24 protein-coding genes and 5 pseudogenes are annotated in these 21,936 nt (G+C 42.7%); 3 read left to right on the top strand and 26 right to left on the bottom strand.

Going from position 1 to position 21,936, the window contains the following annotated elements:
• Window positions 1-47 precede the first annotated feature (47 nt).
• From NYZ99_RS14680 to NYZ99_RS14700, 5 genes and pseudogenes are all read right to left on the bottom strand, one after another.
• A pseudogene (locus NYZ99_RS14680) lies at window positions 48-1,297 on the bottom strand (sulfate adenylyltransferase subunit 1).
• Window positions 1,298-1,308: 11 nt separating this feature from the next.
• Window positions 1,309-2,247: pseudogene (gene cysD, locus NYZ99_RS14685) on the bottom strand (sulfate adenylyltransferase subunit CysD).
• A 9-nt stretch (window positions 2,248-2,256) separates the two neighbouring features.
• Window positions 2,257-2,880: a phosphoadenosine phosphosulfate reductase domain-containing protein gene (locus NYZ99_RS14690; protein ID WP_260571958.1), complete on the bottom strand. Its 624-nt coding sequence runs from the start codon at window positions 2,878-2,880 to the stop codon at window positions 2,257-2,259.
• Window positions 2,881-2,890: 10 nt separating this feature from the next.
• Window positions 2,891-3,154 carry a DUF2061 domain-containing protein gene (locus NYZ99_RS14695; RefSeq protein ID WP_260571960.1) on the bottom strand — a complete coding sequence of 88 codons (264 nt, stop codon included), beginning with the start codon at window positions 3,152-3,154 and terminating at the stop codon, window positions 2,891-2,893.
• Window positions 3,155-3,333: 179 nt separating this feature from the next.
• Window positions 3,334-3,766: pseudogene (locus NYZ99_RS14700) on the bottom strand (RrF2 family transcriptional regulator).
• Between the two features lie 222 nt (window positions 3,767-3,988).
• On the opposite strand from NYZ99_RS14700, the gene NYZ99_RS14705 reads away from it, so the two are divergent.
• The 3 genes and pseudogenes from NYZ99_RS14705 to NYZ99_RS14715 all read left to right on the top strand — a co-directional run bounded on the left by NYZ99_RS14705 (window position 3,989) and on the right by NYZ99_RS14715 (window position 8,993).
• The gene (locus tag NYZ99_RS14705; protein WP_260571962.1) at window positions 3,989-4,456 is read left to right on the top strand and encodes a (2Fe-2S)-binding protein; all 468 of its coding nucleotides are present in this window, start codon (window positions 3,989-3,991) and stop codon (window positions 4,454-4,456) included.
• 29 nt (window positions 4,457-4,485) lie between these two features.
• Window positions 4,486-6,718: pseudogene (locus tag NYZ99_RS14710) on the top strand (xanthine dehydrogenase family protein molybdopterin-binding subunit).
• Window positions 6,719-6,747: 29 nt separating this feature from the next.
• A pseudogene (locus NYZ99_RS14715) lies at window positions 6,748-8,993 on the top strand (xanthine dehydrogenase family protein molybdopterin-binding subunit).
• A 4-nt stretch (window positions 8,994-8,997) separates the two neighbouring features.
• Here NYZ99_RS14715 and NYZ99_RS14720 read toward each other — a convergent pair.
• The 21 genes from NYZ99_RS14720 to NYZ99_RS14815 form a co-directional block, all read right to left on the bottom strand.
• Window positions 8,998-9,486, bottom strand: coding sequence for a GNAT family N-acetyltransferase (locus NYZ99_RS14720; protein ID WP_260575252.1), 489 nt, complete (start codon window positions 9,484-9,486; stop codon window positions 8,998-9,000).
• A gap of 148 nt (window positions 9,487-9,634) precedes the next feature.
• Complete coding sequence (locus NYZ99_RS14725) at window positions 9,635-9,778, bottom strand: hypothetical protein (protein ID WP_260571964.1); 144 nt, start codon at window positions 9,776-9,778, stop codon at window positions 9,635-9,637.
• Between the two features lie 830 nt (window positions 9,779-10,608).
• Window positions 10,609-11,049 carry a hypothetical protein gene (locus NYZ99_RS14730; protein ID WP_260571967.1) on the bottom strand — a complete coding sequence of 147 codons (441 nt, stop codon included), beginning with the start codon at window positions 11,047-11,049 and terminating at the stop codon, window positions 10,609-10,611.
• A gap of 61 nt (window positions 11,050-11,110) precedes the next feature.
• A complete protein-coding gene (locus NYZ99_RS14735) occupies window positions 11,111-11,383 on the bottom strand; it encodes a hypothetical protein (RefSeq protein WP_260571969.1) in 273 nt (90 codons plus the stop codon).
• 32 nt (window positions 11,384-11,415) lie between these two features.
• Window positions 11,416-11,766: a hypothetical protein gene (locus NYZ99_RS14740; RefSeq protein ID WP_260571972.1), complete on the bottom strand. Its 351-nt coding sequence runs from the start codon at window positions 11,764-11,766 to the stop codon at window positions 11,416-11,418.
• 37 nt (window positions 11,767-11,803) lie between these two features.
• Window positions 11,804-12,223: a VOC family protein gene (locus tag NYZ99_RS14745; protein WP_260571975.1), complete on the bottom strand. Its 420-nt coding sequence runs from the start codon at window positions 12,221-12,223 to the stop codon at window positions 11,804-11,806.
• A 40-nt stretch (window positions 12,224-12,263) separates the two neighbouring features.
• Complete coding sequence (locus NYZ99_RS14750; protein ID WP_260571978.1) at window positions 12,264-12,788, bottom strand: acetolactate decarboxylase; 525 nt, start codon at window positions 12,786-12,788, stop codon at window positions 12,264-12,266.
• Entirely contained in the window at window positions 12,785-13,018 is a 234-nt protein-coding gene (locus NYZ99_RS14755) for a hypothetical protein (protein WP_260571979.1), read from the bottom strand. Before NYZ99_RS14755 ends, NYZ99_RS14750 begins: the two co-directional genes overlap by 4 nt.
• A gap of 77 nt (window positions 13,019-13,095) precedes the next feature.
• Window positions 13,096-13,245, bottom strand: a complete 150-nt coding sequence (locus tag NYZ99_RS14760) for a hypothetical protein (protein WP_260571981.1) — start codon at window positions 13,243-13,245, stop codon at window positions 13,096-13,098.
• Window positions 13,246-13,285: 40 nt separating this feature from the next.
• Entirely contained in the window at window positions 13,286-13,981 is a 696-nt protein-coding gene (locus NYZ99_RS14765; RefSeq protein ID WP_260571983.1) for a uracil-DNA glycosylase family protein, read from the bottom strand.
• 86 nt (window positions 13,982-14,067) lie between these two features.
• Window positions 14,068-14,652, bottom strand: coding sequence for an NAD(P)H-dependent oxidoreductase (locus tag NYZ99_RS14770; RefSeq protein WP_260571984.1), 585 nt, complete (start codon window positions 14,650-14,652; stop codon window positions 14,068-14,070).
• Between the two features lie 79 nt (window positions 14,653-14,731).
• Window positions 14,732-14,824 (bottom strand): DUF5655 domain-containing protein, encoded by a 93-nt coding sequence (locus NYZ99_RS22985; RefSeq protein WP_420845132.1) that lies wholly within the window; start codon window positions 14,822-14,824, stop codon window positions 14,732-14,734.
• Window positions 14,782-15,273, bottom strand: coding sequence for a DUF4287 domain-containing protein (locus NYZ99_RS14775; RefSeq protein WP_260571985.1), 492 nt, complete (start codon window positions 15,271-15,273; stop codon window positions 14,782-14,784). The genes NYZ99_RS22985 and NYZ99_RS14775 overlap by 43 nt, the downstream gene beginning before the upstream one ends.
• Before the next feature lie 152 nt (window positions 15,274-15,425).
• A complete protein-coding gene (locus NYZ99_RS14780; RefSeq protein WP_260571986.1) occupies window positions 15,426-16,436 on the bottom strand; it encodes a CPBP family intramembrane glutamic endopeptidase in 1,011 nt (336 codons plus the stop codon).
• 197 nt (window positions 16,437-16,633) lie between these two features.
• The gene (locus NYZ99_RS14785; RefSeq protein ID WP_260571988.1) at window positions 16,634-17,359 is read right to left on the bottom strand and encodes a DUF5131 family protein; all 726 of its coding nucleotides are present in this window, start codon (window positions 17,357-17,359) and stop codon (window positions 16,634-16,636) included.
• 1 nt (window position 17,360) lies between these two features.
• The gene (tcmP, locus tag NYZ99_RS14790) at window positions 17,361-18,482 is read right to left on the bottom strand and encodes a three-Cys-motif partner protein TcmP (RefSeq protein WP_260571991.1); all 1,122 of its coding nucleotides are present in this window, start codon (window positions 18,480-18,482) and stop codon (window positions 17,361-17,363) included.
• 290 nt (window positions 18,483-18,772) lie between these two features.
• Complete coding sequence (locus NYZ99_RS14795) at window positions 18,773-19,021, bottom strand: hypothetical protein (protein WP_260571993.1); 249 nt, start codon at window positions 19,019-19,021, stop codon at window positions 18,773-18,775.
• Window positions 19,006-19,794, bottom strand: coding sequence for an endonuclease/exonuclease/phosphatase family protein (locus NYZ99_RS14800; protein WP_260571994.1), 789 nt, complete (start codon window positions 19,792-19,794; stop codon window positions 19,006-19,008). The genes NYZ99_RS14795 and NYZ99_RS14800 overlap by 16 nt, the downstream gene beginning before the upstream one ends.
• 145 nt (window positions 19,795-19,939) lie before the next feature.
• Window positions 19,940-20,068, bottom strand: a complete 129-nt coding sequence (locus NYZ99_RS14805) for a hypothetical protein (protein WP_260571996.1) — start codon at window positions 20,066-20,068, stop codon at window positions 19,940-19,942.
• A 35-nt stretch (window positions 20,069-20,103) separates the two neighbouring features.
• Window positions 20,104-20,472, bottom strand: coding sequence for a YybH family protein (locus NYZ99_RS14810; protein WP_260571998.1), 369 nt, complete (start codon window positions 20,470-20,472; stop codon window positions 20,104-20,106).
• Between the two features lie 180 nt (window positions 20,473-20,652).
• The gene (locus tag NYZ99_RS14815) at window positions 20,653-21,897 is read right to left on the bottom strand and encodes a hypothetical protein (RefSeq protein ID WP_260572000.1); all 1,245 of its coding nucleotides are present in this window, start codon (window positions 21,895-21,897) and stop codon (window positions 20,653-20,655) included.
• Between the last annotated feature and the right edge of the window lie 39 nt (window positions 21,898-21,936).

Consider the following 21,936-nt stretch of genomic DNA (forward strand, 5'->3'; position numbering starts at 1 on the left):
TATGATAAATGAAAATGCCCCAATTACTTTATATATTCCTTTATAACCTAACTGATAAAACCAGCTCCTACCGTATTATTGGATTGCGTATCGATTAGAATAAAGGAACCGTTGGTCCTATGGTTTTTGAACTTGTCATAAAATATAGGCTTGTTCAATCGAAAGCTTACTTCCGCAATATCGTTCATCCCCAATGCTTGGGCGTCCACATCCACACCGGAATAATCCGGTGCAATTTTATGATGTACCTGGTCTACTTTCGCCAGCACTTTATTCACCCCATGTTGCACCACATATTTGTTTCCAGCGGACAACGGTTTGGAATCCATCCAAGAAATGGTTGCGGTAAATTGCTTTTCTATGGTGGGTAAGTCATTGGCCTTGACCAACATGTCACCCCTACTTAAATTAATTTCATCCTCCAATGTAATGGTCACGGAAGACCTTCTTGATGCTGTCTCGGTATTTTTTATCGTAAAAATAGATTTCCTTGATTTTTGACCTTGTTTGTGAAGGAAGTGCAACTACTTCGTCGCCCACACTTAGTTCCCCTCCATAGACCTTACCTGCGAATCCTCTAAAATCGTGATGGTTTTCCGTTTTTGGGCGTATCACATATTGTACTGGAAAACGTGGGGTTCCTACATTGGAAACCGCTGCCAAATCCAGCCCCTCCAGGTGTTCCAATATGGTCTCACCATCGTACCAAGGCGTATTTTCGGATTTATGAACCACATTATCACCCTTTAAGGCACTTATGGGAACAAAGGTGATTTTCTAATTCGCATAATCACGCTTCTCCATCAATTGTTCGAAATCAGCTTTGATCTCGTTATAGCGTTCTTCCGAAAATTCGACCAAATCCATCTTGTTAATGGCCACCACAACTTCTTTTATTCGCAATAGATTATTAATAAAAAAGTGTCTATTGGTCTGCTCTATAACCCCTTTTCGCGCATCTATTAAAATAATGGCCGCTTGCGAGGTGGACGCACCAGTAACCATATTTCTTGTATATTCCACATGACCGGGAGTATCCGCTATGATATAACTTTTCTTTGCCGTTGAAAAATAGATATGGGCTACGTCTATTGTAATACCTTGTTCCCTTTCCGCTACCAAACCGTCCGTAGCCAAGGAGAAATCCGAGATAATCATAACCCTTTTGCTTACTGGTCTTTTCAATGGCCTCCAATTTATCGGTGGTCAAGGATTTGGTGTCGTAAAGTATTCTACCTATCAAGGTACTTTTTCCATCGTCTACGCTACCTGCTGTTGCTATTTTAAGTACTTCCATTTCTTTCTCTATTAAAAGTATCCTTGTTGTTTTCTTTTTTCCATCGCCGCTTCGGAACGCTTATCGTCGATACGGGCGCCACGTTCGGATATAGATGAATCCCTAATTTCTTCCACTACCTTTTCTATGGTGGTGGCATCGGATAGTACCGCGGCGGTACAGGACATATCCCCTACCGTTCTAAAGCGTACCAAGCGCTCCTCCACAATTTCATCCTCATCCCTAAAAACGACCCCGTCCTCAGCGGATCAAATTAATCCGTCCCTAAGAAATGTTTGTCTTTTATGGGCAAAATAGATGGATGGTATTTCTATTCCTTCTTCCTTAATGTAGGATCAAACGTCCAATTCCGTCCAATTGGAAATTGGGAACACACGTACGTTCTGCCCTAATTCTATCTGACCGTTCAACATATCGAACAATTCAGGTCGCTGGTTTCTTTCGTCCCATTGCCCGAAATCATCACGAACCGAAAAAATTCGCTCCTTGGCCCTTGCCTTTTCTTCATCCCTCCTTGCACCTCCAATACACGCATCGAACTTGAATTCCTCAATGGCATCCAACAACGTAGTCGTCTGCAAACTATTCCGACTACTATATCTACCGGATTCCTCCTTTACCTTCCCTTGGTCAATGGAATCCTGCACATTTCTTACGATGAGTTCCAATCCCAATTCTTCGACCAAACGGTCCCTGAATTCTATGGTCTCCGGAAAATTATGTCCGGTATCTATATGCATCAATGGAAACGGAATCTTGGCGGGCCAAAATGCCTTTTGCGCCAATCTCACCAAGGTTATGGAGTCCTTTCCTCCCGAGAATAACAGAACAGGCTTTTCAAACTGTGCCGCTACCTCACGTATGATGTAAATCGCCTCGTTTTCCAAGGCGTTGATATGGGCAGTATTTTCTCCCAATGCTGTAGGTAATTCCAATTCTTTTAACTCCATGCTTAATCTTTATGTATGCAATCCACACTCTCTATTGGCCAAAACCTTAGTGGGATCAAAATAGTTATGTTCATTGGGAAGATCAAACTTCCTTAAATAGGTGTCCAACTGGGTATCGCTATAATGATAGAAAGGACTCACTTTTAAAACACCGTCCTTGCTCAGGCTCAGTATATCCAAACTATCCCGAAGCGCGGTCTGCCCCTTTCGTAAATTCGTAAACCAAACATCCGGTTTGAAATCTGACATCGCCCTCGCAAAGGGTTCCAATTTTACTTGCCTAGTAAACTCCTCGTGTCCGGGATCATCTATTTGAGGTATTCCCATGACCGCATCCCTATGGGCAGAAGTCTGTTTCGGCACATATAATTTGATATTCAAATGCAACCTTTCAATAAGCTCTTCCGCATGTTTATAGGTTTTGGGAGTGTTGTACCCCGTATCGCACCATATCACCGGTATATCTTGACTTACTTGGGAAACAGCATGTAAAATAGCCACTTCATAAGGTCTAAAATTAGTGGTTACCACAGGGGTTTGCCCATGCTTAACCGCCCATGAGATGATTTCCTCTGGTGGAATCCCTTTGAATTGAGTATTCAACTGTTCTATTTGAGCTGCTGCTAATGCCATATCCTAAATATTACTTTCCCCATTTAATTAAATTCCACAACCTTTCGTGAAAAAAATATAGAATCATTTTGGTCACAAAATCTATGGATGCAATAGATGCCGCTATTGAAATCTTACCTGTCAGAAAATAGGATACGATTAGCGTATCCAAGGTGCCTATGACCCTCCAACTAAAAGCCTTGGCCACACTTCTAATGGGCCTCTCAGACTTTTTATCTTCTGCGTACGTAGTCTTTGTGGTTTTCTTATCTAAAACAAGTTGATCTGCAATCATCTTTTGTATGCTAAATTATTACCCTACTCATTTGGTAGAGTTTTCAAAAATAGAATTAAATTTTAACCCGACATCAACAAAACACCTAAATTTTATAATTACCCTATAGATTTAGTAGATTATTAACAAATGAAGGTCAAAAATGAGATATTCTCAACAAGGGATCTTCCATTAGTTCTCTACTTTTGGTCTTTGGAAAAGTCGCAGAGAATATCCTGCAAGGTATTGTTTCTGTATACGGCCAAAGCACTATCCCTCACTTGGAGCATCAATTTATGGACAGAACAACTTTTTTCATCTCGGACAATCATCACACTTTTCGTAAAAATTTAGGCTTACACAGGGCACCATAGCTATGGGTCCCTCCAAAACCCGCATGACATCTACCATGGCAATTGCCTTTGGCTCTTTTATGAGGTAATAACCGCCGCCCTTTCCCTTTTTTGAGCCAAGAAAACCAGACTTACGAAGACTCAATAATATACTCTCCAAAAACTTTTGGGAAATGTTCTCATGCTCCGCTATTTCAGAAATCTGAACGGGTTTCCGGTCCTTTTGATTTCCCAGGTATGCCAGGGCCTTTAAACCGTATTTTGTCTTCTTTGAAAGCATACCGCTAAGATAATTAAAATTAAGGTTGAAGATCCTTTAGAAAAATGTGGAAAAACAAACTAAAACAACAATCAACTAAAAATAGTACAAGGATATGCACTTTACTCTGCTTATTTAGAACCAATATCTTTAAAATGGTAAATAATGTTAATCTTGCCATTCCTTGTTTCATTGCTTCTTAATAATTATTAACTTGTTACATCCGATTCAAAACAACTAATTATGTCAAAATTCAGCTTAAAAATAAACGGTAAGACCCAAGAGGTCGATGTGGACGACAACACACCCATGTTATGGGTTCTTAGAGACCACCTTAAATTGGTGGGGACCAAATACGGATGTGGTATTGCCCAATGTGGAGCCTGCACCGTTCATTTGGGAGATAATGCGGTTCGCTCCTGTCAAATTCCGGTTTCTTCCGTTGGGGACCAAGAAATAACAACCATTGAAGGTTTGTCCGAAAACGGAGACCACCCGGTACAACAGGCATGGCTCGAGGTAGATGTACCACAATGCGGGTATTGCCAAGCCGGTCAGATCATGAGTGCCTCTGCACTGTTAAAAAGAAATCCCGCTCCTTCCGATGAAGAAATCGAAGCGGCCATGAACGGAAATATCTGTAGATGCTGCACCTATGTCCGTATCAAGAAGGCCATTAAGACAGCTGCCTCTGCTACCCGGAATGCATAAGACAACCAAGCACCCAAAAAAGTAAAAAAATGACACTCGTAAAAACAAAAATAGGTAGACGTTCCTTTATAAAATCCTCCGCACTTGCTGGTGGGGGTATGATGATAGGATTTAGTTGGCTCGCATCCTGTAAAATGACCCCGGAAGAAGTGAACAACCTTCCAAAGGAATGGTTTGACATTAATGGTTTTCTAAAAATAGGGGATAATGGTTTGGTCACCATCATGTCCCCCAATCCGGAGATCGGACAAAACGTAAAAACCGCCATGCCCATGATCGTGGCAGATGAGTTGGATGTGGATTGGAAAAACGTAATCGTGGAACAGGCGCCTTTAAACCTTGATGTTTTCCAACGTCAATTGGCCGGTGGTAGCCAATCCATTCGAGCAGGATGGGAAGGACTCCGCATGGCAGGTGCCACCGCTAGAAAAATGTTGAGACAGGCCGCTGCCAAAGCTTGGGAAGTTCCCTTAGAGGAGGTTACTACATCCAATGGCATGTTGTACCATGAAGCCAGTAATAAATCGGCCGGCTATGGGGAAATGGCATCGGCAGCAGTAGGTGTTGCCTCGCCAAATGACCCACCAGTAAAATATTGAGGTACCTGAAGAGGTTGAATTGAAGGACATCAAGGATTTTACCATCATTGGTACCGATAGAAAAAATGTGGACGGACCCAAAATTGTAACCGGAAAACCTTTGTTCGGTATCGACGTACAGGAAGAAGGTATGTTAACGGCCATGATCGTTCACCCCGAAGCTTTTGGCCAAACTTATAAATCAATGGATGCCGAATCGGCTAAATCCATGCCTGGAATAGTAGATGTATTTCCGATTGATGTATATCCGGAAGGGGTTGAAAAACAATGGTCCGATGGAGGTGGAATACCTCAACTGGTTGCCATTGTAGGCGAAAGTACCTGGCAGTGTATGCAGGCCAAGAAAGCCTTAAAAGTAGAATGGGAAAGTCCGTCGGACCTAGAAAGTACCGAAACTTATGAAGCCGATCTGGCGAAGCTTTTGGATACACCGGTAGAAGCCCCCGCCCGTAACGATGGGGATTTCAACAAAGCATTTAGGGGTGCTGCAAAAACCATTGAACGTACCTATAGTGCTCCATTTTTAGCGCATAATACCATGGAGCCCATGAATTTTTACGCCAATGTTACCGCCGATAAGGCCGAAGTAAAAGGGCCCATCCAAACACCGGAGTTTTTGGAAAAGACCTTGTCATCTGTACTAGGTTTGCCCATTGATAAAATCGATGTAGGCATGACCCGTATGGGAGGTGGATTTGGTCGTAGGCTATACGGTCATTTTGGTGTGGAAGCTGCCGTTATTTCGAAAAAGGCAAATGCTCCCATCAAATTGGTGTATACCCGTGAAGACGATATGACCCAAGGTACCTATAGGCCTGCCTACAAGGTACGGTTCAAGGCCGGGTTGGACAAAGACAATAACTTAGTTGCATGGTCGGTAAAAGGTGCGGGAACCAATGACGATCTTGTTTTTGAAAACAGGTTTCCCGCGGGGGCCGTTGATAACTATTTGGCCGAGAAAGCAAGTTTACAGACCAAGATCACGACTGGTGCTTGGAGAGCCCCAAGATCCAATTTTATGGCTGGTGCAGAACAATCCTTTATGGATGAAGTGGCAGAGCTGGCCGGTAAAGATCCTATTGAATTCCGATTGGAATTATTTGACAGGGCCATTAATGATCCCGTAGGTAATCCGGAACAAAACGATTATGACCCAGAACGATATGCAGGAGTATTGAAATTGGTCAAGGAAAAAGCAAATTGGAGCGGTGCCAACGATGGAAAAGCGAGGGGCGTATCGGCGTATTATTGCCATAACTCTTACGTGGCGCAGGTGCTGGATTTGACCATGGAAGGCAATAAACCGATGGTCGATAAGGTATACTGTGCGGTGGATTGTGGTATCGTTATCAATCCATTAAGTGCCAAAAACCAAATAGAAGGGGGTGTCGTAGATGGTATAGGTCATGCAACCTATTCACAAATGACCTTTAAAGATGGGGTTCCGGAACAACAGAACTATGATTCCTATCGACTCATTCGAAACAGTGAGGCCCCCAAGGTCATCGAATCCTATTTTGTAGACAATGGTATCGATCCCACTGGATTGGGAGAACCATCCCTACCTCCCGTAATTGGAGCATTGGCCAATGCCATGTACAAGGCAACAGGAAAAAGATACTACAGTCAACCCTTTACCTTGGACAGGGAAGTTGTAGGATAGTTAGTAACACTTAATTGTTATAGATTGATTTGGAGGTTGTAAAGACAAAGATTGGAAGACGTTCTTTTTTAAAAAATTCGGCAATGGCCGGAGGTGGACTTGTGCTAGGTTTTAGCTGGTTGGCCTCCTGTAAAATGTCTCCCGAGGAAGAAGCACAACTTCCAAAGGAATGGTTTAAAATCAACGGATATTTAAAGATTGCGGATAATGGTCAGGTGACGATACTTTCCCCCAATCCGGAAGGCGGGCAAAATGTAAAGACCTCTATGCCCATGATCGTTGCGGACGAGCTAGGAGTCGATTGGAAGGATGTGATCGTGGAGCAGGCTCCCTTAGATAAGGATGCCTTTTCGCTCCAATATTTGGGAGGAAGCCAATCCATAAGAAGGGGCTGGGAAGGCCTGCGGATGGCCGGCGCCTCGGCCAAGGCCATGTTAGTGGCCGCGGCTGCCCAAGCTTGGCAAGTACCTAAGGGAGAGATTACGGCTAACAATGGGGTTTTATCGCATCAAAGAAGTGACAAAAGTGCCACTTATGGTGAAATGGCTTCGGCCGCTGCCCAATTGGAGGTACCCAAAGAAGTAGCGCTAAAGGACATTAAGGATTTTACCATTATAGGTACTTCGCAAAAAAATGTGGATGGGCTCAATATCGTGACCGGCAAACCTTTGTTTGGTGTAGATACTTACACGGAAGGGATGTTAACGGCTATGATCGTGCATCCCCCGGCATTCGGATTAAAATTGAAATCTATTGATGATAGCGAGGCTAAAAGCATGCCAGGCATCAAAGATGTATTTACCATTAAGGTGTTCAAAGATGACTATGAAAAGGCCTTTTTCGATACCCGAACGTTTAATGAGGTTGCCGTAATCGTTGGGGACTCCACCTGGGAGGTCATGAATGCCAAAAAAGCGTTGAAAATAGAATGTGAACCTATCGAAGGCATAACGGAGACCCGAAATCGATTTGGAAGAAAATGGGAGGAATATACTCCGGGGGGACTGGAAAGCACCTCCAAGCATTATGTGGAGATGGAAACCATAGCTACTAAAAAAGCTACGGTAAAACGAAGGGACGGAAATCCGGAAAAAGCATTTAAAAATGCTGCCAAGGTTTTGGAAGCCACTTATACGGCTCCCTTTTTGGCGCATAATTGCATGGAACCCATGAACTTTTTTGCGGATGTTTCGGAAGACAAGGCACTTCTGATTGATCCGCTTCAAAAACCGGAATTGACAGAACAGACCCTTTCCGCACGTTTGGGCATGCCCATTGAAAATATAGATATACAAATGACCCGTTTGGGAGGAGGTTATGGACGTAGATCCTATGCCCACTGGTTGGTGGAGGCGGCCTTGATTTCCCAAAAAATGAAGAAGCCGGTAAAACTGGTCTATTCCCGTGAGGACGATATGACCGATGGTATCTACCGCCCTTCCTATAGTGCTACCTATAGGGCTGCCTTGGATTCCGAAAACAACCTCATCGGCTTTCATGTAAAAACAGGTGGCATCCCACAGAGTCCCCTGCACGAAAATCGCTTTCCTGCAGGTGCCATTGAAAATTACTTGGCGGAGGATTGGACCATTGATACCAACTTGACGGTAGGTTCCTTTAGGGCACCCAGTTCCAATTTTATTGCCTGTGCCGAACAGTCCTTTTTGGATGAAGTGGCCGAAGCCATGGGCAAGGACCCTATCGATTTTCGTTTGGAACTCTTGGAACGTGCCCGAACAATCCCGTTGGAGAAAATAATGATTATGAAGCCGACCGTTACGCCGGGGTATTGAAACTGGTCAAGGAAAAATCCAATTGATTCAATAGCGATGGCATATCGCGAGGGGTAGCGGCCTATTTTTGCCACAATTCCTATGCGGCCCAAGTATTGGATCTTATATGGGAAAACAACGAACCGGTTATTGAACGAGTGACCTGTGCCATTGATTGTGGTATTGTGGTCAATCCGGATGCGGCGACCAATCTTGCCGAAGGTGGAATCGTAGACGGTATCGGGAATGCATTATACGGGGAGATTTCCTTTAAAGACGGTGTGCCGGACCAACAGAACTTTGACACCTATCGGATGATTCGTATGAGCGAGGCACCCAAGGAAATAGACGTACATTTTGTAGAAAGCGACATACACCCCACAGGATTGGGAGAGCCTTCCTTCCCTCCTATTTTTGCGGCCTTGGCCAATGCCATGTACAAGGCGACAGGAAAACGCTCGTACCGACAACCTTTTCTAAAGGACCGGGAACTTATCGGATAATCTACTAGTTACCTTTATCTATATTGGAGAACAACAAAAAAGCAATGTCTTTGTCCGAAGGCTGCACGGTTCCGATTTCGGCAAAACCCAGTCTTTTCAGTAGCTGACGCGATCTAGTATTGTTCTTGGTCGTTACCGCCAAAACTTCTGTGAAATTCAATTCCGATGTGCCATAAGTCAAGACCGCTTTACAAGCTTCCATCACAAATCCGGCACCTTCATATTCGGGCAAAAGGGCAAATCCGAGGTCGGGATACTCCAAATAGTCCCTTTTTAGAAAACCGCAGATTCCAATAGGTATTTGGGAATCTTTCAAAGATACTTTCCAAAGTCCAAAGCCCTTTTCACGATAGGATGTCAACAAACTGTTTTCGATATACGTTTTTGCATCTTCCTTGCTTTGTATCCCTCTGTCCCCGATATACTCCAACCAAGTGGGACTATTTAATAGCGAATAAAAGAAATCGGTATCTGAAAGAGTGGCCTGTTCAATACAAAGTCTTTCGGTCTACTTTAGTATCATTCTTACTAGCTTCTAACATAATCGAGTGCTGCCTGACTGAATTCCACTTGATTCTCCCAAAATCTACCTGCACCTTTTCATCCCCCAACGAACCCAACCACTGCTCAATCTCCGGGAATCATTCCTTAAGGGAACCAAAAAAGCCTTGATCCCACATATCAAAAGCCACCAGCTCCTTGCTATAAAGACTTAGTAAAGCTGCGGCATCCTTTTGCCAAACGGCCTCTTTGTAACTTGGAAAAAATTCCTCGATTTCCTTCATAACGTATGTGTAGAAATGGACTGATTCAACATACAAGATACATCTTCCTGCGTATACTTAAATGGGCAAATACGACAATCGAAAGGGATAATACGTCATACTTGGACATGGCCCAACAGCAGGTGGAATTTGGAGGGCCAGCATTAAAAACTCACCCCAACGCTTAGCCCAATAACGGCAAAATAATAATCTAGAATATCGTTACCGTGAAAAGGGATAGGAATGGTAAATCCTAAAATTTAATTTGTCCTTTTCAAGGGGTAAGATACGATACCCGAGCAAAGGATACACCACATAGGGATAATTGGTATTGCCAGCCACGTATGTACCCCCGAGTCCAAACTCTAAAAAATGCTTTCCTTTTCCCCAGTTACCGGTTATGTGATGAGGAAACGTAACATATTTATACTCCGATCTACTACATGAACCAAATAAGCAAAAGCTTACCTCAGAATTATAGCCTAGGCCTAATTTTGTGGTTAGTAGAAAATTTTCCTTTAATATATATTGTCTTTCGTACGCAACTGAAACCAATGAGGCGTCTCCCAAAAAGTTAAGGCTCATGCTATTTAGGGGTCGGGTTGATCCAACAGCATCCAAGCCTTGAGCCCAAAGGGTGCCTGAAGCCATCAAAAGGCATAGAAATATGGTCACGGCTTTCATAGAACTGTATGTATTGGTTATGGGTGATTACTCACTAATATAACTATAAATACCTCATTAACAGTAATTTAATTAATTATAATCATCAAGAATTTCGATTTTCTTTAGGAAAATCAGTGTACAATCGAGCAAAAAGGTGCTTGATAAAGTCGAAGGCACTTTGATCGTTATCCTTTCGGTGTCCCCAACAGATATAACACGACTCCGGGACCCGACTTAAGCCTTTTGATTTCCCAATCAAAGGTATCCTTATCTTGAAGATTTGAGACCAAAGCCTCCATCTCCTTTACCGAATAAGTGCGCAAGGAGGAAACAATACCGTCCCATACTACGAAGAGCGGTACAATGGGAATGAGGTAGGTGAAAATAATCCGACCGATTTTAAACGGACGGATAAAAGGTGTCGTCAACAAAACACTGATCGGGGAGAACAGCATGGCCAACATACTGGGAAGGCTCCGCTCCTGCCCTTCCACAACAGCGATGGTACTTTTAGAATCCACCGCATTTTGTAATATCAAGGAAGCATCCTTGGGTCTAAAATGGTGGAGGCTCAGAAACTGGATCCGTAATCCTTTGAGGTTGGAAGGGACATCTCGGGCATCCACGGGGGTTTTTACGAATTCAAAATTATCGGCCTGTTGTTGGGTGTATTCAAACGCGGGGATGTTAGGGTAATAATCGGTGAGGATAATCTTGAGGTCCGGGATATCTTTTTTTAATTCGGAGTTTAACCGAGATGAGTCCGCCACCGCCGCCGGAACCTAAATCGATAATTTGATGGGTACCGCTTTTCTCCAGCCCTCTTTTCAATACGGGAATAATAGGTTTGTACATTTTTACGGTGTTGGACAAAAATTGGAGAAAGTCCGTGCCATAATTCCGTAAAAACGAGGGAAACCATTTTTGATCCTCAAACTCGAACAAGTGAATTCTACCCATAAACGACCCTTTTTATATCGTATTCGTTTTTGCTATTCCAACACCGGCTTTTTACGTATTCTAATGAAAAACACCACAACATATAGAAGCGCACTGAACATCCATACGTATTGAATATAGTGGGCTCCGGATTGTACATACCCTATGGCAATAAAAAGGGACATCACACTGTTCATTAAAAATAACAATGCTTCCAAGCGTTGTTTGCTACGTTCCGAAAAGGATTTGAACAACATCCCAATATTTAAACCTGCGGCGACCAATTGAATACTCCCAAAAAGTGGTTGGTTCGCGCCAAGGGCCACCAAACCGTTCATTAGGAGTAATAGACCTCCCAAAATAAACCCCACTCTCGACAATCTCTTTTTTCGGTCACTGGTCATAATTAGGATCCTGGATTCATAATCCCCTACAAGATAGTTATTTATAGAATGTGTCCGGGTCTACTTTTATGGTAGTCAGTTCCACGGTATGTCCGTCCGGGTCCTTGGTATAGACGGAGTCAAAGTAATGATGGTCCTGCACATTGTATTCAAGCCCCAATTCCGCGTAGCGTGCTAGGGCCTTTTTAAAATTTTCCCGATTGACGTTAAAGGCAAAGTGGTCTATTTTTACATTCTTGGAACCCTGATCCAATGCTACATCATCTGTATTGGCAGGAAACAGGGCGATACCCGATTTGCCCGATAACAGAAAAATAGGCACCCCGCCCCACTCCGGTAGTTGGTACTTTTTAAGGCCCAAGACCTTTTCATACCATTGGGCGGAAACCACCATATCCTTCACCCGAATGGCCACGTGATCTGGAAAATCGATTTGGATAGCGTTGTTCTCTTCCATGCCCTTTATAATTTTGAATCTTTTTTAAAATTAGACCATGCTATCTGGCGTCCGAGGATAACACGGGTAGGTACAATGTCATTTCCTTGATTTCTACCGAATCCAAGTGCCCCATTTTTTGTGCATCGGCCGTAATCAAATGCATGTGCAAAAAGGAATCGTGGTGGGTGAATACCCCTTGGTGCTCTTTTGAAAAGAACCCGATAATCTCCACATCCACATCCTCCAATGCATAGCTCGTTTGACCTTGATGTGCTTCCGCCGGTGAAGAAACCGGGGTTCCCTCAGGGAGGTTTTGAATATGAATATCGGCCTTTGCAATGGTCCCTTCCAATTTAAACACTTGGGGAATGTCATTTGCCTTGGTGGCCTCCAATATAAATGCTTCCAGGTCTTGGATGCTATTAACTTCGTTGGGAAGGGCTATGGTATGCCAATCCAATACATGGGTGTAGACCAAAAAAGGTGCCGAAAGGTCCGTTCGCTCTTCCACCACCATGGTCGTATCTGAGGTGACCTTGGATACGTAGGTCCTTCCATCATTTATTAGTAACTCCCCGGTCAAATTAATCTCGGCCCCAAGCCGTACAGGCCGTTTTTGCCTGCAATGGTATCCAAGTCTATTTTACTGCCCAATTCCCCGTTCCACATCACATCCCGCATAGCTCCTGCTATCTGCAATGCGGTAGCTTCGGTATTCCTTGCTGGCTGCTTTTTTTTGGGTTGGGGTTGGCAACCAAAAACACATAGACAAGCAAGGCCAATGGCCAATATTCCCAATGTTTGCTGGTGCATGGGCACCCTGCCCCGTATGGTTTCACTGCTCCCTTTAAAAAGCGTTCGGCCTTCATCTTACTCAATTTTTTGGTTCTTTATGGTTCCCCTTTACGGTCGTACCTACGGCCACCCCAATAGCGACGCCTATGGCCAACCAAAGTCCCAGCATTATCGGTGGCCACACCTACCGCGACCCCTATGGCAATCCCTAGGGCGATTCCTTTTACTTGGTTTTTGTTGTTCATGGCATTCTTCGCGCAATTTAAAACTAAATTTTTGCTGTACCTATCCAACAATAGTGTTCAGTTCCCGCACATAGGTATCAATATACGTTTCCTTCTGTTTAAGTTTGTATTGGACGATATACCTGGGATGGTCAAAGACCACAAAGGATTCAAAGAGCTTGGCCTCGTCATTAATCTTCTTGAAAAATTTGGCGTTCTTCTTTCCCAGGATATAGCAAACGGATGTATCAATACCAAAGGCAATTTGTTCCCTGAGTGTGGCAACCATGAATTCCTTGGTGTCTTCAAACAAGGCCGGATAATCATAATAATTGCAATTGACCCAATTCCCTTTTTTATTTTTCTCGATAAAGCCCAATGGGCAAACGGAATTGATATAAAATTGGCTATAAAATTTTTCGCTACCGCCATAGGCATTGATCATATCGTAGACAAAAACGGAGGAAGGCTCGTGTGTTTGGATGGCGGTTGTTTCAATGCCACAATCCTCCGCTAGGCGTTTGGTATCGGTAAAGGGGATACCCGTGGCCCCGGCTCCCAATCGTCCCGGATTAATACCCAGCAGTATCTTTCGTGATTGTTGGTCACTGAAGAATTTGGTATAGAATTGCTCCAAAATGTCAAGTACCGCATCATTGTCCGCAAAGGGATTCATCACTTGGATATTATCTCCCAAGGGTGCGTCAAAGGATAGGTTTTTATGAAAGGAGATGACTTTTTCCGCAAACGTGGCCATACGTGTATTAGATTTAGAGCGACAAACTACAAAAGGAACGCCCCAAACCCAAAGCTAATTGGAATTTGGGATTTGGAAGTATTGATTTACTTATTTTTCCCACCAAGTGTCTCCACCCGCTGCAACCATTTTTCCCGAAAGGTATCCTTTGAAAGCCGTATAGGGCCGATGGCCGTAATTTTCACCGATTTTACGCCGATAAATTTCATGGTCAGCTTTTTCATGGCGGTATGGCTGGGACTTCCATTGACCAATCTGTAATACCAAGGGGGCTGATCCATCGTGCAAATGATTCCGGAAGTCTTGCCAACAAAGAGTTTATCCCACCACAGGGAACCCTCTCGTTTTTGGAAGGCAAACCCGGGCAACAAGACCCTATCCAAAAATCCTTTCAACAGCGCAGGGACGGAACCCCACCATACGGGGTACACCCAAACCGGATGATCGGCCCATTGTAAATATTCTTGTGCCTTCAATAGATCCGGCTCAAGCTCCGTGCGTTTTCTGTAGCCGAATTCCAGATTGGAGTTAAAGTCCAAATCCCTGAGTACAAGTTCCTTCACTTCGGCACCGGAAGCCAAAGCCCCCTTTTTATAGGCTGCCGCTAAGGCGAAATTATAGCTTTCCTTGTCCGGATGACCGTTGATGATCAGTATTTTCTTGGTTGGCATTTTTTGGTTTTAGAGATTCACTTCTCAAAATAAAGCAGAGTACAATTTACACGACTATTCGCTAAAACCAATACCCTTTTTAAACCGATTGTTCATACGCCTCTTTAATCCAGGCTTTGAGTTGGTCATCTACTTGGTACACCTCAGTAAGTTGTACCCGGTGGGTACACATGGTACCAAAAGGGCCGAAGCTTCCAACCGCTCCGTAACAGGTGTGTCCTTTAATTTAAAGCCCAGGTCTATACGGGTTTTGGTTGCGGGTTTGATGAGGATAAACTGCCGTTTTCTGATGACACTCACGCTGGTCTTTTTGGGAGCGATGGTAACCTCCTCGCCCAAACTTTTTACATAGGCGATCAGGGCCTCATAGATGGCGAGTAAATTCTCCTTGCCCTTGTATTGGGTGGTGACCAAATCTTCTGCCGAGTTGTTTTCTTCTTTGGACAGGGCCACGATGGTGTTGGCAAAGCCATGGGTAACCCCATGTTCCTTTTTTAAATAGTTGACGCCCTCCGAATGTTTGGCAAAGGCCTTTTGTTTAAGGAGGACCTTCCATTCCTCCAAGGACTTCCCGGTTTTCTCCGGCATATTGGCGATCATGGTTTGTAGTGCTGGATCCATTTTTTTTATTTTTGGTTTAAAGGTCTCAGCTGTGGAAAGTTGGTGTTTTTAGACTCTAACTTTTCAGTTTTTTGCCGACCCATGCTATTATAAGTTTATACTTTCGTTTTATCAATTAAGCTACTATTACTTTTGCACATTCTTAACTGACTTTATTCAGCTTCATTGTTTTCATAGATAAGGTGATACGGTTTTTTTTTCCACATCTTATCATCAATTATACAATATATGGCAAACAAAATACCAAGCACTGTATAAATCATAGCTGATCTACCGAATACCCCACTAGCATTATTCAACATAGCGTGCATTAACATGACGGCAAGTATAGAATATGAAGATTTATTGTATAACCAAGTAAAAACAATCGTTATTGGAATTTGCCATACAAACCTTGGAAGCAAATCTATAAATCCACTTGTTGAATATAATCCGTTATAATGTAATGGAAGGAACCACATACTCCATAAAAATGATATTATGAAAGTTCCGATTAACGGATTATATTTTTTTTGAAGTTCCTTTTGCAAAAGTCCTCGAAAGCCGAATTCTTCAACGCCACCAAAAAATAATAAATTACTAAAAAACCCAATAAGCCACAGTGAATCAATTTTGATAAGGAAGTCAGTAGTTTTCATTCCTAAGAAACTACCAATGTAGTAACTGCCTAAATTCAAAATAATAAATAATGAAAATCCAATGATATACCACTTTGATTTCCCATTTTCTAAAAACGAAGATCTTAGATAGTTTTCTTTTAATTTAGAATTAGTTGCATTACTTAAGTTAATAGCTAAAATAAAAAAGAGTATTCCAAATAATACATAACCAAAAAAACCAACTTCATTAAGACTCGGCATTATCCCATTGGCATCACTAAGTCCATTGTTAACAAAATACAATCGCAAGAAGAGAACTATAGCGCCTATCAGAAAAACAGTAATAAAAATCGGTTTAGAGTTTATTTTGATTTTCTCCTCTGAAATTATGTGGGTAATAAGAAAACTGGCAATTAATGGACCGCAACCACCAATTAAAATCGCTGCAAATCCAATATCTTTTGGTAGTGAAACTATGACTGGTAAAAACCAAAACATAAAGGTTAAACCAAACGTTAGAAGAATAAAACATAATATGGGTTTAGATTTAAATAGTTGCCTCATAAATTAATTATTAATCAAACAATATTAAGGAAGTACAATTACCCAGCTTGCGGTCAACGGTATCGTATAAGAATAGTAGCGGATTAAAATGCACTAACTTTTCGGTTAAACACAGACCTTTTTTATATTTACTTACTTTCGGCGTAGCGATTAAACCGCTATTATTTTTATACAAGGTTACCTGCTGGATTTTTTCGTTAAACGCTATGCTGCAATTCAATTTCAGGCATTTCGTCATATGTTCTTCCGTTCAAAATTCTGCCATTTTTCTTTTTGTTTTTTCCACCCCATTGTTTGAAGAAAAATGCAACATCTGCTTTTTCACATTGTTCTTGAATGTCGATCACCCAATCCGCATCCATTGGTCTTGGATTATGTCCACTTTCTCCACCAACAATTACCCAATCAATTTTTTTCAAATTCAGATTTGGAAGTGCTCCTATTAGAGGTTCTAATGATAAGAATTTAACCCTTGCGTTTGTCTCTCTCAAAAAGTCAATTCGATTTTCCACTTTTTGATCCTCAACTGAAACACCCATCCAAATATTATGACTCCATTTTAATTCTTTGTGTAATTCTAATAGTCTTTCCGCTCTTTTTGTCAAGACTTGAAAAACGTGTTGCGGATTATCGTTCATTACCTTAAAAACCTTTTTTATAAAATCTAACGGTATTTCTTCGTGAAATAAGTCACTCATAGAGTTTACAAAAACTACTTTTGACTTCTTCCAAGTATAAGGCACTATTAAGGCAGCTTCGTGTGTGCGAACTTTGAAATCATCTTTATATTTTTCAACCCCCATAGCTTGAAGTCTTTTAGACATAATTTCTGCATAACAGAACTTACAACCTTGAGAAACTTTCGTGCAACCTGTCGTAGGATTCCAAGTCATTTCTGTCCATTCTATATTTGATTGAGCCATTTTAGTTGAATTTTATTTTTGCGGTATATGTAATTCTATTTGTCGGATTTCCGTTTTTATCAAATAACGCAATCTTATTGTTTCTTATTAGAATTTCAATTGCATCTTTATAGTTCTGTTTAACATAATTTGTGTTATAGTTATGTTCGCGATATACTTCCTCAATGGTTTTATGATTAAAAGACAAAGGGTCTTGTAGAATATTTTCACTTAATTTTTGTACTGAATATTTACATAAAGAAGGAAAAAACATTGGGTCTTGTTTAATGTTTGCACCAAATAATGGTACTCCGTCATTTTGTGTATCACTATATTTTGTCATTATCTCTTTCGCCCTAGTGATTGCCAAATGAACTTTGGAAATAAAGAATAAATAGTGACTTGTTTGATTTCTATTCGGAAAGTTCACTTTAAACTTTAATATCAAATAACCTCTGTCTTCAAAAATTTTCTGAAATGTTTTAATAATGAATTCTTCTCTTTCGTGAGGTCTTTCTTCTTTTTTGTAGAATTCAAGAATCTGGTCGTAATAAGATGCAAAAATACCCTTCATATTTTGCTTTACCTTTTTGTTTCTAATTGCTGCTCGAATTCTATTAAAGTTAAACAGCATAAATAAATCAGAGCCCCAATTCTTGACAGAATACAAAAGCATATTTTGAGTGTAGTTATAACCAAGTGGATCAATAAACGTTAAACTCGGATTTGAAGATTGAAGATATTCTTCAAGTATTTTTTGGCTTGCTGGCTCGTTAGCTATCACAGGCTTATGTGAAATGTCCTTGTAATATGGAAGGCTCTCAATATTGTTTTTTAAATCATTTGCTAATTTTTCACTTTTATCGTTAAAGAAAGTCTTTACGGCTTTATCAAAGTCGATAAACTGCCCTTTACTTTGATTTATACTATTTAGAATTTTTATAGGGGTTGAAGGCTTTCCATCATCATATAATCCGGAATCAGAAAACAAGTCTACATAAAGAAGAGTTTTAATTGTTCGATATTGTTGGCCCTTAAGTAGAATTGCAGCCCAAGCTTTGAAATATTCATTAAGTATTTCAGATTTAATTTCTGAAGCAGTTCGCTTTTCTTTAAAAAAATCTGACAAACTTATTCCAGGCATATTGTTCTTGTATTTTTTTCAGCTTGTTGCGAACTTATTTAAATAGTTATAAAATAAATCCATGTACCCCCTTAAAAGGAGTATATCAAAATACACTATCTTCTTATTATATGTCTCGGGGGAATTCTTAAATATAGGTTTTTTCCTATAAAAATTTTACGGTTTTACGTAAAACGAGGAAATTTATAAGGGGAGGTGCAGGCATTGGGTATTTTCTACATCCCTTTCTTCAATACCTAAACACTTTTATTCATCCGTCTTGGATTTTTCAATCTCTGTATGTGCGCGTTCTAACTGGTCTTCCGTTGCCGGTCCTTTTCTTGTTTTTCGGCCCCGTTGGGTTCCGGATAGATGGCGGCAAAAAAGGGAAAATGGTCGGAGCCTACTTTTTCGCCCCGGTGCATCTCCCCAAAGCGAAACTCGCTTGAGATAAACAAATGATCCAAGGGCCAGCGCATCAGAAAATTTTCCGCATTGTAGGTATTGTAAAAGCCCCGGCCCTTCCGCATATCCAACAGGCCACTTACCTGTTCAAACAATTGGGTGCTCGGGACCAGGCCACATCGTTAAAATCGCCCAAGACCACTACGGGCAATTGGGAATCCTTGCTTTGGAGGGCCACCTTCATCAACTCCGCATCCCGTGCCGTGGATTTGGGATTTTCCTGGGGCATGGGTGGTGTCGGGTGTATGGCGTGCAACTGTACTAAATCGCCGTTGGGCATTTTCAACAGCCCATGGATGGAGGGAATACTATCGTCCACCATATACTGCACCGTCATATTCTGTAAGGGAAACCTGGAGAACATGATCATGCCATAGGTATTGTCCAACGGTGCGGCCTTCTCATAGCCATACGGGCCGGAAAAGGCATTGCGCAATTGATCGGCCCACCGGACATTGGTTTCGGTAAACACCATAAGATCGGAATCGTATTTTTTGGCCTCGGCCACTACCTTTTCCCATTCCCTGTTTTCTTGGAAGACGTTGGAAGTAAAAATTTTTAATCGGGCCTCCTCACTCGCGGTTTCAGCATCCAATAGTTCCAACGGTGCCAAGGGGGTGTAGGGCCATATCTTTAATAATTGGAATACAAAACAGGCCACGAGGGCCAAGGAAAAGAAATAGTCCCCCGTAGATCGTACATCAAAGCGAATAAAATAGACCAACAGGGCCACAAGGGTCAATAAGGTGAGCTGCAAATGGGGAAAATCGAACATGCGGATCCACCAATAGTTGATGGCCACCAAAGGGATGAGGGTGAGCAGGATCGCTACTACCCCAAAACCTTTTAAAAATACCTTTAGATTCATATCGCTGGTTACTTCGTGGCTACCTCCCTACCCACTCTTTTAAAGATAGGGGTTACCTTCCGTAGCGATTAACCCAAATCGTTTCACTCGTAATGCATATGCCACCAAATGATAGGTTACGAACCCCTTGGCTATGTTAAAAAGGCTATTCGCTGGGGATGGAATCCGTTGCCGGCATGGGCATGGGTACGGAGCTTACCGGGGCATCCCAAAGGACCTTCCAATCATCATCTATTTTTTCCCATAGCACCACATAATTTCCCATGTCCTGCATGGCGGGAATGGGGGAATTTTCGTTCGGACTAAAGGTTAGGGTATAGGAACCGTATTCCGTGGCCGATCGCCGCTGGCCTTTACCTTTTCGGTGTTCAATTCAAAATCCCACGCACCAAATTGGATGTTCTGCTTCCAGGCCGCCTTGTAATTTTCGTTCCCAATGATGGCCGGTTGGTTGGGCGGTAACTGTATACAGTCCTCGGCAAAATGGGTCGCGGCCGAGTCTATCATTCCCTCTGCATACAATTTTTCTATTTCGGCGTTTTTTGCCATGATGATCTGCTTGATCTCCTCCGAATATTCCGCTCCGGAGGTCATTTTCATTTCTTGGGATTGTTTACAACTCCAGGAGAGGGAGACAAGGAAAACTACGATCAATACGAGTGCTAATGGCTTCTTCATAGATAGGATATTTAATATTGGTTATTTATGCAGCGAAAACCTTTTGACCAACATCCACCCTATATGCAAAGCACATACTGGTGGCCGTGCTCATTTCATTCAAAAGGTACAAAACGGGGGTGTCCCTAAATATACTTTTTTTCTCTAAAAACGGAAAGGATTCACCTAAAAGAGAGGTATTTATAGGGCGTGGTGTAGGCCTGTTGTATTCTCCAAAACTACGTCCCTTACCGTGCCGGACCCTTCAAAATGGATGGCGAGGCCCACCACTTTTTTAGGCGAAATGGATACTTCGCTGGTATAGGCTGTTTGGCCATTGACCAATATTTCCAGTTGCCCGTTTTGGGAGTTGCACTGCAAGGTGGCGGCTTCGGTAAAATCCACCCCCAGCCCGGAGAGGTCGGTCGTCTTCCCACTGATATAGTCCCCAAAAACCATAAGGTCCAACTGGGCGGCGCAGCCCATTTTGGCGAGGGGAATGCCTATGGCGCCCCCATCGTACAACACAAACAATTTGGCCCATTGGCAACCGGTACGGCCCTGGGGATAGGTATTTTGTAGCTGTAGGGAGAGTTGAAAATCGTCCGTATCCAGTTCGCCATAGTCCGCCACATGATACAGGCTCGTGACCACCTCAGTGGTACGTGGATCCAGTCCGTACTCGGCCACGGTTTCCGGGGTAATGGCCAAAAACCCGTCTTGTTGGATCTCTTCCGACTCCAAATACATGGGCATCGTATCTCGCTCCACCATACCCAACCACCCTTGGGTGGGAATAAGGACATCGGCCTCCTGTACGATGGTATCGCCCACCACCAACTTGGACTTAAAAAACCCGGGATGGTAGTAAATACTGGTGGCAATGCTATCGGTCGCGGACACGGTCATGCGCTTATTGTTGTCCCAGCTCTGTTGTATTTCTACGGTGGCCCCTTGGGGTGCGGCGGTGGCATCATAGGCGAACACCACGGAGTTGGGCAGGCCTTCGCTTACGGTGCGCCGGCTAAACTGGAAGTCGGACTTCTCCAACGATCCGTTAGGCATCCTTGGCGGTTCCGTTTCGGGCCAGTAAAAGGCCATTAAGAGTCCGATCAGCACCACAAAACCGATAATGGTAGGGATTTTCCAGTCGGTCTTTTCCGTTTGTGTTTCCTCCGCTGCGTACTTGGGCGTTTCGTTTTGGGCCAAAAACTCCCGCCAGTTGGGATAGCCCACAAATTCCGAAAGGATGTTCAGGGTACCGCTACTGGGATTTGCCACCCGTTCGGCACGGCCCCGGATACGTTTTAGGGTGGTGACGCTCAACCGCTTTTTGGTATCGGTAAAGATGCGTTCGCTGAGTTCCTCAAAATCACTGTTGCTCCAATTTTTTCCGTCGCCCCATCCCAATTGGGCCTCGATTCGTGCTACCAGATGATCCACCATATAGAATTTCGATTTGTCCATAAAACTACATCGTGCGGT

The organism is Maribacter litopenaei, assembly GCF_025244665.1.
Taxonomy (GTDB): Bacteria; Bacteroidota; Bacteroidia; order Flavobacteriales; family Flavobacteriaceae; genus Maribacter; species Maribacter litopenaei.